Annotated in this window: 7 protein-coding genes; 4 read left to right on the forward strand and 3 right to left on the reverse strand. The window is 71.5% G+C overall.

The features are described from left to right. Positions 1 to 50: 50 nt before the first annotated feature. Both AB0H81_RS27140 and AB0H81_RS27145 read left to right on the forward strand, forming a co-directional pair. Positions 51 to 3272: a BTAD domain-containing putative transcriptional regulator gene (locus AB0H81_RS27140; RefSeq protein ID WP_358380195.1), complete on the forward strand. Its 3222-nt coding sequence runs from the start codon at positions 51 to 53 to the stop codon at positions 3270 to 3272. Positions 3273 to 3425: 153 nt separating this feature from the next. Beyond that, positions 3426 to 4391 (forward strand): site-specific integrase, encoded by a 966-nt coding sequence (locus AB0H81_RS27145; protein WP_358380198.1) that lies wholly within the window; start codon positions 3426 to 3428, stop codon positions 4389 to 4391. 94 nt (positions 4392 to 4485) lie between these two features. Here AB0H81_RS27145 and AB0H81_RS27150 read toward each other — a convergent pair whose 3' ends face one another. From AB0H81_RS27150 to AB0H81_RS27160, 3 genes are read right to left on the reverse strand one after another with little or no spacing between them, the layout of a single operon-like run. Further along, positions 4486 to 5724 (reverse strand): MFS transporter, encoded by a 1239-nt coding sequence (locus AB0H81_RS27150; RefSeq protein ID WP_358380201.1) that lies wholly within the window; start codon positions 5722 to 5724, stop codon positions 4486 to 4488. Next, the gene (locus tag AB0H81_RS27155; protein WP_358380204.1) at positions 5721 to 7448 is read right to left on the reverse strand and encodes an ABC transporter ATP-binding protein; all 1728 of its coding nucleotides are present in this window, start codon (positions 7446 to 7448) and stop codon (positions 5721 to 5723) included. The genes AB0H81_RS27150 and AB0H81_RS27155 overlap by 4 nt, the downstream gene beginning before the upstream one ends. Further along, positions 7445 to 9160 carry an ABC transporter ATP-binding protein gene (locus tag AB0H81_RS27160; RefSeq protein ID WP_358380206.1) on the reverse strand — a complete coding sequence of 572 codons (1716 nt, stop codon included), beginning with the start codon at positions 9158 to 9160 and terminating at the stop codon, positions 7445 to 7447. The genes AB0H81_RS27155 and AB0H81_RS27160 overlap by 4 nt, the downstream gene beginning before the upstream one ends. A gap of 124 nt (positions 9161 to 9284) precedes the next feature. On the opposite strand from AB0H81_RS27160, the gene AB0H81_RS27165 reads away from it, so the two are divergent. Together AB0H81_RS27165 and AB0H81_RS27170 are read left to right on the forward strand one after the other, a co-directional pair. Further along, the gene (locus tag AB0H81_RS27165) at positions 9285 to 9830 is read left to right on the forward strand and encodes a TetR/AcrR family transcriptional regulator (protein ID WP_358380208.1); all 546 of its coding nucleotides are present in this window, start codon (positions 9285 to 9287) and stop codon (positions 9828 to 9830) included. A 608-nt stretch (positions 9831 to 10438) separates the two neighbouring features. Continuing rightward, entirely contained in the window at positions 10439 to 10774 is a 336-nt protein-coding gene (locus AB0H81_RS27170; RefSeq protein WP_358380210.1) for a hypothetical protein, read from the forward strand. Positions 10775 to 12054: the final 1280 nt, after the last annotated feature.

Genomic DNA, 12054 nt, shown 5'->3' on the forward strand with positions numbered 1-12054 from the left:
TGGAGGGGATTTGGAGCGGACTTGGAACGTCCACGTAAGATGTGCGGATCATGGTCTTCATCCGGGTGCTGGGCTCTTTCGCGGCCGAGGTTGGCGGCGAGCCCGTTCCCCTGGGCGGGCCGCGGCAACGGGGCGTGCTGGCGTTGCTGGTGGCGGCGCGCGGGCAGGTCGTGCCGGTCGACCGGATGATCGAGGACCTGTGGCGCGGGGAGCCGCCCGCGCGAGCGCTGATGTCCCTGCAGGCGTACGTGTCCAACCTGCGCCGGCTGCTGGAGCCCGGACGTCCGCCGCGCACGCCGGCCCGGCTGCTGGTCAGCGCGGCCCCCGGCTACGCGCTGCGGCTGCCGCCGGAGTCGGTGGACGCGTGGCGGTTCGAGGACCTGCTCGACCGGGCCCGTACGGACGCCGACCCGCGCGCCGCCCAGACCCGGCTCGCCGAGGCGCTGGCGCTGTGGCAGGGACCGGCGTTCGCCGAGGTCGCCGACGAGCCGTGGGTCGCCCCCGAGACCGCACGCCTGAACGAGCTGCGCCTGGTCGCCACCGAGCTGCGCGTCGCGGCGGGCCTGCGAACCGGCGACCCCGCCGCGGTCGTCCCCGAGGCCGAGCGGCTCACCCGCGACGAGCCGCTCCGCGAGGAAGGGTGGCGGTTGCACGCCCTGGCCCTGTGGAGCAGCGGCCGCCAGGCCGACGCGCTGGCGACGCTCCGCCGCGCCCGCGCCGTCCTCGCCGAGGAGCTCGGGCTCGACCCCGGCCCGGACCTGGCGGCGTTGGAGCAGGCGATCCTCACCCAGCGCACGGACGTCCTGCGCGCGACCGTGCCCCCTCCCCCGCCGCCGACCGCACCGCGGCCCCGGACGGCTGCGATCGCCGAGGCGCCGTTCGTCGGACGCGAGGCACAGCTGTCGGCACTGGTCACCGCCGCCGCCGATGCCGCCGCCGACGGCGCCGGCATCGCCCTGGTCACCGGCGAGGCCGGGCTCGGCAAGTCGACGCTCCTGGAGCACCTGGGCAGGCGGCTCGAACGTGACGGGTGGCTGGTCGCCGTCGGCCGCTGCCCCGAGGTCGACAGCGCGCCGCCCGCGTGGGCCTGGACGGAGGCGCTGAGTGCCGTCGCCGCGTCCACGTCTCCGGGCGAATTCGCGGACGACCTCGCGCCGCTGCTCACCGACACCGGGCCGGTGAACGCCGACGCCACCGCCGGACGGTTCCGCCTGCGCCAGGCCGTGTGGCAGTGGCTCGCGACGGTGGCCGTGGAACGCCCCGTCGCCGTCGTCCTGGACGACCTGCACTGGGCGGACGCCGCCACGCTGGAACTGCTCGGCGGCGGCCCCGGCCTGCGGGCCCCGATCCTCATCGTCGCCGCGTACCGCGCGGACGAGAGCGGGCACCTCACCGAGACGCTGGCCTCCCTCGTCCGCGCCACGCCCCTCCGCCTGGCGCTGCCGGGGCTGAATGACGAGGCCGTCGCGCAGCTCGTACGGGCCGAGTGCGAGTCCGACGAGGAGACCATCGCGGGGATCGCCGAGCGCACCGGCGGCAACCCGTTCTATGTGCGCGAGAGCGCCCGGCTGCTGAACGGCGAAGGCGCGCTGGTCGCCCTCTCCGAGGTCCCCGAAGGCGTACGGGACGTCCTGCGCCGGCGGCTCGCGCGCCTGCCCGAAGGAAGCGTGTCCGTCCTCCGGCTGGCCGCGGTCGCAGGCCGGGAGAGCTCGGTGGACGTCCTCGTCAAGGCCGCCGACACCGACGAGGACGGCGTGCTGGATGCGCTGGACGCGGGCGTCATCGCCGGGCTCCTGGACGAGCCCGGCCCCGGCCTCGTCCGCTTCGTCCACGCCCTCGTCAGGGACACGCTCGTCGCCGACCTCAGCAGACTGCGCGCCACCCGGATGCACGCCCGGATCGCCGCCGCTCTGGAAGGAAGTGACGACATCGCGACGCTGGCTCACCACTACGCGCGCGCCGGCTCACCGAAGGCCGTCGGCTACTGCGTCCGGGCCGCCGAGCGCGCCGAGGCCCGCTACGCCCACGACGTGGCGGCCGGCCTCCTCACCGACGCCGTCGCCAACGCGACCGGACCGGACGAACGGGTCGAACTGCTCGGCAGGCTGCTGCGCGCGCAGATCCGGGCGGGAGCAGTCGCGGCCGCCCGCGAGACACGCCGTGAAGCCGTGGAGTACGCGGAGTCCCTGGGCCGCGACGACCTGATGATCGCCGCGTTCACCGCGTGGACGGAGCCGACCGCCTGGCAGGCCCGTACCTACGGCACGGTGGACCGGCCCATCGTCGAGCGCCTGAGCCGCCTGCTGGAGCGGCGGGACCTGCCCCCTCCAGTGCGGTCCCGGCTCCTGACGGCGTACGCCAACGAACTGGTCGGCGAGGACGACCACACCGTTACGGAGGCGGCGCAGGAGGCACTCGACCTCGCCACCGAACCCCGGCTGCGGGCCGCGGCACTCCAGATACTGTCCGAGGTCCACGGCGACGCCGGCCTCTGCCGCGAACTGGTGGAGATCGGCATCGAGCACGACCTGCCGGTCTACCGCGTCACCGGGCTGCTCAACCACGCTGCGGTCGCCGCCACCGCCAACGACCGGGCGACCGTGCACCAGCTGATCACCGAGGCCCTGGAACTCGCGCGCGTCTACCGCATGCGCGAGGCGATCGCCGCCGCCGAGATCACGCTGGCGACCCTGGCGGTCGTCGAAGGCCGATTCTCCGACGCCGAGCTCCTCTACCTCAAGGCCGACGAGGGCATGCGCCGCGGCGGATCAGTGCACGCCACGGGCTTCCTCCAGCTCGCCCTGGCCGCGCTCCGGCTGAACGACGGCACGCTCGGCGCGCACCTGGACGACGTGCGCGCCCTCCACGCCATGCTCGGCGCCATGGTCTCCGACCTGCTCGCGCTCGCCCTCCACACCAACGGCCTGGACGCCGAGGCTCGCGAGGTCCGCGCGTCATCCGGCCCGATCCGCCCCGACTTCTTCTTCACCTTCCTCACGACGTTGCGCGCGATGGCCGTCGTCGCCCTGAACGACCGCGAGGCCGCCGAGGAGATCTACGCGACGCTGCTCCCGCATCGCAACGGCCCCCCGGCGGGCGCCGCGAGCCTGTCGTTGGCGCTGCGCCCGGTCGCCCACACTCTTGGTGAACTGGCCGTCTTCCTCGGCCGCACCGACGAGGCCTCCGCCCACTTCACCCAGGCCGCCACCATCGCCGACCACTGGAACGCACCCCACTGGGCCGCCGAGGCCCGGTTGCGAACGACCACCTAGCCTCTGCCCATCGGCGCCGCACATCTGTGACACAGAACTTGCATCATCTGTCACATGGGCGGCCTTAGGGCCGTGTCCGCCCAGCTCGGCGTCTGCCGCCACGACGGCGACTCGGCTACATTATGTGTCACATCGCCTGCCCGGAGGACGTCCGTGTCCGTCGTGTCCTTCCCCGGCCCGCCGAACCCGGCCGCCGGGCCCCCGCCCGCCTCGCCGATGACGGCCGCGGTCGAGCGCTTCCTGGCGTCGGTACAGGCGGCCACCACCCGCGTCGGCTACGCCGAGACCCTCGCCCGCCTGACCGCCGTGACCGGCCCGCAGTATCCGGTCGCCGCGCTGACGCCCGAGCAGTACGCCGCGGTGATGGAGCGCTGGACGGCCGCGGCCGCCGCCACCTGGAACCGGCACCTGTCCGCGCTGGTCTCCTTCACCACTTGGGCCCAGCGCCAGGACCTGCTGGACACCAACCCCGCCCGGCGGCTGGAGCGCCGCAAGAGCGCCCGCCGCAGCGACCGCGCCATCCCGGCCACCCGGCTGGACAAGCTGTTCACCGACCCCGCGCGCGCCCTGCGGGAACGCCTGCTGTGGCGGCTCCTGTACGACACGGCCGCCCGCGCCGAGGAAATCCTCACCCTCAACGTCGAAGACCTCGACCGGGAGTTCCGCCGCGCCCGGGTCGTGTCCAAGGGCGGCGCCATCGAGTACGTGCACTGGGCCACCCCCACCGCCCGGCTGCTGCCCCGCCTGCTGGCCGGCCGCACCTGCGGGCCGGTGTTCCTGGCCGACCGGCGCGCTCCTTCCTCCGGCCGCCGCGCGCCGGCATCCGGCGACGTCTGTCCCGTCACCGGGCGGGGCCGACTGTCCTACCCGCGCGCCGAATACCTGTTCAAGACCGCCTCGGCCGAGCTCGACCCACACCGTCAGGGGTGGACCTTGCATCAGCTCCGTCATTCGGCGCTCCAGCATCTCGCGCAAGCCGGCCGCACCGCGCCCGAACTGCAGGCCAAAAGCCGCCACCAGCACCTGGCCAGCCTCGGCCGCTACGTGCGCCTGGGCGAGGAGACCTCCGCCCGCATCACCGCCGACGCCAACCCCATCCGGCGGCGCCGGCCTCGCTGACCGCACCGCACCAGAGCGGCCGACCGCTCAGCATGCCGGCACACCCGCAGAACCTGCTCGGCCGTTCCCCGGCGTCGGTTCGTGGTGGTCAAGGTCATCCCATCTGTGAGGTGACGTTCGGATAGTCGGTGGGGGAGTGCCGCCTGGTCCAGAGGGCGGCGACGGTGGTTCCGGCGAGTGAGAGGAGTACGGAGGAGGCGATGAGCGGCGGGTATCCGGCGACGGCGGCGAGCGCCAGACCGCCGGCGCTGGCCGACATGCGCAGCACGCCGAGTACGGAGACCTGGACGGTGACATCGGTGGCGGCGGTCGCGGGCCGGGCCAGGTCCATCGCGATCGTGTAGATCCACGTGGCCATCGCCGAGTAGGCGATCGCGACCGCCACGACGGCTGCGCCGGCCAGCAGCGAATGCCCCGCTCCGGTGGCGAGGGGCAGCAGGCCCGCCAGCGCGATGGCGGAGCAGCCACCGATGGCGATCAGGGAACGGCGCCGGCCCCATCGCGTGATCAGCCCGCCGGTCACGAGGCCGGCGGCGACTCCGGCGAGCGGGGCCATCGTGTACTGGACGAGGGCGATCCGCGCCGTCTCCCATCCGGCGGCCAGGAGCATCGCCGACTGCACCGCGGTGGCCAGGTACAGGCCAAGGGCCATGAATGGGACGACCAGCAGGATCCACGCAGCCGTCCTTCGCGAGCGGAACGGCCCGGCCAGCGCCCGCCATGAAACGCCCTGGTCACGCGGTGGCGACGTCGGTTCGGTGAAATGGGCGAGCGCGGCCAGCGGGACGCCGAACACCGCCGCCAGCACGATCAGCGTCACGGCCCAGCCCGCGGACGCATACAGCAGCAGGGAGCCGCCCGAGCCGATGAGGATGGACAGGCTGGCGGCGCCGACCTGGATCCCGTTGGCGAGGCCGCGCTCTTCTGCCGGCACCAGGCGCACCGACAGGCCGTTGACGGCGGTGTCGTGGAACGCCGAGATCACCAGTACCACGGTGGTGGCGGTCAGGACGACGGGCAGATCCGCCACCGGGTCCAGCGTGGCCAGGGCGAGCAGGCAGGCGATCAGCGCGAGTTGCGTGCCGATCAGCCAGCCCCTGTAGTGGCCCCACTTCGCCACGCCGTACCGATCCACCACGGGCCCGATGAGGAAGCGCCCGAAGTAGATCACACCGAGCAGGTTGATCAGTGCGACGTTCTGCAGGGAAGTCCCCTTGCCGAGCAGGATCGTACCGAGTGCGGCGAAGAAGAACGAGTAGCCGATGTCGGACACCAGGAACAGCGATCCGATCACCGTGAGTCGGTGCCGCTGGGTGATGCCTTCGACGGTCACGGCGCGTCCAGTTGGCCGGCCGTCAGCCGGCGGTAGGCCCTCGATCCCGTGACCAATTCGTCGTGGGTACCGGTGGCCACGACGACACCACCGTCGAGCAGGACGACGCGGTCGGCTCGCCGGATGGTCGAGATCCGGTGGGCGATGATGAGCGTGGTGCGGGTTCCGCGGGTGGCCGCGAGGCCATCGTGCACTGCGCGCTCTGTCTCGGTGTCGAGGCTGGAGACCGCCTCGTCGAGGACGAGAACGGGCGCGCCGGTCAGCAGCGCCCTGGCGATGGCGATCCGCTGGCGCTGCCCACCCGACAGGGACGCTCCCCGCTCACCGCAGAGCGTCTGGTAGCCCTGCGGCAACGCGGTGATGAAGTCGTGTGCGCCGGCAAGGCGAGCGGCCCGTTCGACCTCGACGTCCGTGGCGTCGGGGCGGCCCAGCTTGATGTTGCCCGCGATCGTGTCGTGGAAGAGGTAGACGTCCTGGGGGACGACGGTGACGGTCGTGCGCAACTCGCTCGTGGACAGGTTGCGCACGTCCACACCGCCGATGGTGACGGCTCCGGCGGAGACGTCCCAGAAGCGCAGCAGCAGGTTGGCGAGGGTCGTCTTGCCCGCGCCCGAGGCTCCGACGAGCGCCACGATTTCGCCGGCACGTATCTGGAACGACGCTTCGCGGAGCACCTCGTGCGCGCTGCCCGGGTAGCCGAAGCGGACGTGATCGAAGGCCACGGCCGGGAGCGCGTCGCGTACCGGCTCGGGCGCCTCCGGCTCCCACACGTGGGGCGAGTAGCCGATGATGGCCAGGACGCGGCCCGCGGCGGCGCGGACGTCGCCGAGCGTGCGGGCGGTCGCGGAGACGGTCGCGATGGGCGCCAGCGCCGACACGCCCAGAACGATCAAGACAGGAATCCAGCGCGGCTCCACCGCTCCCGCGACCGCCCGGAAGGTAAGCGCGAGCAGGCCGAGTCCCAGCAGCAGCTCCGAGACGACCAGTTCGAGGCCGGCGCGCCGGGCATACGCGCGGCGACGCACGCGCAGCTCCTGGGCACGGGCGAGGACCCGGTCGGCGGCCTCGCGGCCACGGCGCGCGAGCGCCAGCTCACGCAGCCCCTGGATGACATCGACGGTCTCACCGGCGACGGCCCCGGCCGCGTCCCGCACAGCACGCCCCTGTTCGCCCGCGCGCCGTGACAGCGCCACCGGCACCACGGCGACCAGCAGCATCATGACCGCGATCACGGCCGCACTGGGCACGTCGATCGACGCGACCACCGCGACCGAGGCCAGCGAGACCGCGACGGCGCCGACGTAGTCGCCGGCGGTGTGGGCGAAGAACATCTCCGTGGCCGACACGTCATTCTTGGCGATGTCGGCCAGCTCCCCGGTCCTGCGGCCGAGCAACCTGCCTGGGGTGGCCCTTTCCAGGCCGTCGAACAGCCGCAGCCGCAGCACTTTGAGCAGCCGGTAGGCCCAGTCGTGCCCGATGTGCGTCTGCCACCATCCCGCCACCCCCGCGACCAGCACCGCAATGGTGATCTGGGAGGCCAAGGACTCTGTCCGGCCGGTGAGCAGCCCGCCGAGCTGGTAGGCGGTCAAGGCGGGCAGCAGCACCACCATGCAGTAGTTGACCAGGCCGGAGGCAATGACCAGGGAGAAGACGAGCGGGCGTGAGGCCATGTAAGGCAGCAGACGCCACAGCGGCCGGTCGACGGACGTGGCAGGCGTTGTCATAGTGCGGCTCCTGCCTGGACGAGACGGTGATAGGTGCCGGTACGGCCCAGCAGCTGCTCGTGCGAACCCCGTTCCACGACGCGTCCACCATCCAGGACGACGATCTCGTCGGCGTCGCGCACGGTGGCCAGGCGATGGGCCACGATCAGCACGGCCCGGTTCCTGCGCAGCCGCTCGACGGTGGCGTGTACCGCGCGCTCGGTCTGCCCGTCGAGGGCCGCGGTGGCCTCGTCGAGGATCAGGACCGGCGCGTCCTGCAGCAGGGCCCGCGCGATCGCCACGCGTTGCCGCTGACCGCCGGACAGGCGGCCGCCGCGCTCGGACACCTGGGTGTCGTAGCCGTCGGGCATGGCGGCGATGTCGGCCGCCAGCCCGGCGGCCTCGGCGGCGGCCTCGATCTGTTCCCGCGGGGCGTCGGGGCGGGCCAGGGCGATGTTCTCACCGAGGGTGCCGGGGAACAGGTGCGTGTCCTGGCTGACCACCGCGATGGTGCGCCACCACTGCTCCAGCGGCAGCTCTCGCAGGTCGCGCCCGTCGACGGTGACCCGGCCCGCGGCCGGGTCCACCAGCCTGGCCAGCAGCGACACGACCGTGCTCTTGCCAGAGCCGGACGGCCCGACGAGCGCGACTGTACGCCCCGGTTCGAGGGTGAGGCCGACGCCGGAGACCGCGTCCTCGTCACGGCCGGGGTAGCGGAAGGAAACCTCCTCCAGCACCACCACAGGGGCGGCGCCCAGGGAAACCGGCCGGCGGTTGTCGTCACGGACCGTCGGCTCTTCGGCGAGGAAGGCGTCCAGCTTGGCCACCGCCGCCTGAGCGCTGAAGGTCGCGTGCAGGTACTTGCCGGCCTCCTCGACAGGTACGAACGCGATCAGCACGACAAGCAGCACCGTCAGTGCCGCCTGCGCGGAGACGTGCCCGTCCGCGGCGAGGTATCCGGCACGCACCACCACCACCGCTCCCGCGCCGAGGCTGGCCCAGCGGCTGGCCAGAACCTGGGTGAACAGGACGCCGAGGATCCGCATGCTCGCGACGCGCACGGTCTCCGCCTGAACCGCCAGTCCCTGTCGCAGTCTCGGCGCGGCGTCGAAGGATTTGGCCGTGGCCATTCCCTGGACCGCTTCGACGAAGCCGGCGTCCATGGCGTACAGGTCGGTGAACACCCGGTCGTGGCCCTTGCGTCCGATCGCGTTCCAGATCGGCCCCGCGACCTGCATGACCACCAGCGCCGCCGCGATCATGAACCCGCCGAGCGGGTCGGTGACTCCCACGACGGCCGCGGCCATGAGCGGCCCGATCCAGGCCAGTAACCGGGCGGGGCGGGCCCTGGCCACCAGCGTCTCGATCGCGGCGGTGCTCTCCACGAGCGTCGCGGCGACATCGCCGGTCCGCCGTGTCGCCGTGTACGCGGGGCCGAGTGTCAGCACGTGATCGAGCAGGCGGCGACGCACCGTCATAGTGACTCGGTGCCCGATGGACTCGGCGTTCGACTCGCTCGCCCACAGCAGCAGCGAGCGGAGCGCCGCCATGCCCGCCGCCACGCCCAGGCCCCCCAGCCCCGCCTCCCAGGGCTGGTCGGCCAGCGGCGCGGCGACCATGACCGCGACTCCGTAGGCCTGGATCAACCGGGTGATCACGACGCCGCTGCCCAGGACGACGCTGCCGGCCAGCGGCACCCGTAGCGTGGATAAGACCTCATTGAGCACGTTCATGTTCGCTCCGCAATTGCCATGACTGACTGTCAGTCAAAAGCTAGTGGAAATGATTATCGATGGCAAGGAGGGTGGTCATCCATCCACTAAGGTCGTCATCGGCAAAGGCTCAGAAGGAGGCGCAGTGGCCCGGACGAAATCCAGCGAGCAGCGGCGCGGCGACCTGCTCGACGCCGCCGAGAGGCTCGTCCTGGCCGCCGGCGTCGACACCCTCAAGATCGATGACGTGGTGGTCGGCGCCGGAGTCGCCAAAGGCACCTTCTACCTGCACTTCGCCAGCAAGGACGACCTGATCGCGGCGCTCCGTGACCGGTACGTCGAACGGTTCGTCGCCCACCAGCGCCACGCCACCGACGCCAAGACCGGTCTTGCCCGGGTGGAAGCCTGGCTCCTGGCCGGCATCACCGAATACCTGTCCGACACCCGGCTGCACGACGTCCTATTCCGGCACGAGCCTCAAACGTCGCAGGAGCCGGGCCCCAACGTGGCCGTCGACGCGTTGCGACAACTCCTGGAGGAGGAGACGACCGTCCCCGACCCGGGGGCAACTGCCATCGTGCTCTACCACGCCATGCACGGAAGCGCCGACCACATCCTGCACGTGCCGGAAGATCGCCAACGCCTGCTGGACGAGGTCACCCGCCTCTGCCGCGTGCTGATCAGCGCCTGACCACGGCGACCGTCTCACGGGCCTGCACTCACAGTAGAAGGCGGTTCCCGGATCAAACAGTCATGTGTCCAAAAGCCCAGCTCAGGCACTCACTGAGGGAGAGCCGCACCCGCCGGTGATAGCACACAACCCTTCCGCCACCTGCTGCGTCTTTCCGGCGGACCCGTAGGTGTTTCAGCAGGTCCGGAAGAGGGAGGTACGGCGCTTCCACCTGGCGATCACTTTTCGGTCAGCGTGTGGGCACGGTGTGGGCACGCTCAATGCGCCCCTCCATCGTGCCCCCAAGAGGCAGATGCTGCACAGGTATCGCCGGAGTGCCATGAGGCACGTCAATCGTGACGCTCATCGCCCTCCGGACCTTCACTGACTCGTTTCCAGGCAAAGCAACGGTGAGCGCTCGTTGCGCTCCCCAACGATCATTGAGGTTCGCGATGACTGCCGACTCCCCCACAGCGCCGAGTCGGCCAGGGGCAGGCGGGCGGTGTCGGCTTGCAGGCGTGGGCCCAGGTGAGCGGCGGCGCGCCCCAGCATCTGCCGGGCGATGTCGGCAGCGATGACGTGGTCGAAGGCGCCGGCCCCCGCACAGCACGGCGGGCACGAGCTCGCGGGTGAAGGTGCTCAACGGCCTGGCAGCCGGACGCAGCTCAGTGGTCGTCCCAGTGCCCCTCATGGGAGGCGTGGCGGTGCCCGTCGTGCACATAGTCGACATGATCACCGTGGGGCACGGCCACGTGCCCGCACTCCGACCCGTGCTGGTGATCGTGACCGTCGTGCGCGGTGTGGGTCTGCGGCTCGCACTCGTCCACATGATCGTCGTGGAGGCGATGCAGGCAACCGTCATGGACGTAGTCAACGTGATCGTCATGCGGCACCGCTACATGTCCACAGGCGGGCCCATGGGTGTGCGTGTGATCGGTGTGCCGGCGATGTTCGGCAGTCGCTGACATGGCCAAACTCCTTATGGCTTCGTCACCGACGATCCCTTATCGGAGGTCGCTCTCCTGTTCAACTTATGCCATAAGTCGCGATACTGGTTGTCCGTGACCGAGCTGAGCATCGGCGGCACGCTCCAGCGCGGGCGGAGGCTGCACCCCCGGCGGCGGCATCGGGAGGTGTTTGGCCTTGAGTGCCAGCCGTAGCGCCTCGGTCGCGTCGCCGCTCGGAGTGATCAGGTAGCCGACACCGCCAGCACGGCGCCGGCGAATAGGCCAATGATGGCCCCCGCCACATCTTGTTCGACACGTCGTCGAGGGTGCCGCGCCCTCCTGCGTACCCGGTTGCGAAGCCGGGGTTGAGGAACCTGCGGACAGCCGTTGGCGGTACCCGAGAGTAACTTAGCTGGACGCTTCGGCAGGGTCATCCTGCGCTGGGGGTCGGATGGCGGCCCGGCTCACTCCGTGGGGTCGCTGCAGTCCCGGGACATTTTGGCGGGTATCGCTGGCCAGCGCGGATGCAGGTTTGTGTCCCCTCTGGCGGGTGGGTCAGCTGCTGGTGCGGGGAGCGAGCAGGCTGGTGACCTGAGCGATCGCTTCGGGGGTGGGCTTGAAGTAGCGCCGGAGGTTCTCCGGCTTCTTGTGCCGGGACTTGGCCATCAGCATGAGCAGGCGCTCGCCCGCTTCTCCCAGGTGGGTCAGCCCCCGAGTGGCGGAATTCGTGCAGGTCCCAGCCGGTGCCTGGCCCGTTCAGTGCGGTGTGCTGGTCAAGAAGTGCGCGGGCCTGCCCATAGGGCAGGCGTGCCAGGCCAGTGTCAGGGCACACGTCCCGGGGGCGGACGACCTTGCTGGGGCCGGGCCGGCGGTGGGTGACGAAGACCGGGCCGCGGGTGCGGCCTTTGAGCAGTCGCGGCAGCAGGCGGGCGGTGCCGGCGTCCCAGTAGATGGTCTCCAGCACGAAGTCCTCGCGGGCCTGGCCGCGGCGGCGGGTCTTGGCCCGGGCGCCCTTGGCCTTCACCTGCGCGCGGCGGCCGGTCAGGTCCAGGTCCTCGATGTCAGGCCCATGATCTCCTCGGTCCGGGCAGCCATCTCAAACAGCATCCGGTAGAGGGTCTTTTCGCGTAGATCGACGTTGCGGCGGGCGATCAGGCGGTCGATCGCGGTTTTTTCGGGCCGGGGTCTGGCTGTCGGGCACAGCTAGACGAGTAAGTCCTAAGTCGGGTCAGTGGTCGTAGGCGATCAGGGATCGGGTGATGGGCTGGGCGGTGGCGCGGTTGTGCCAGATGGCTGCG

The sequence above is a fragment of the Nonomuraea sp. NPDC050691 genome (assembly GCF_040654455.1).
Taxonomy (GTDB): domain Bacteria; phylum Actinomycetota; class Actinomycetes; order Streptosporangiales; family Streptosporangiaceae; genus Nonomuraea.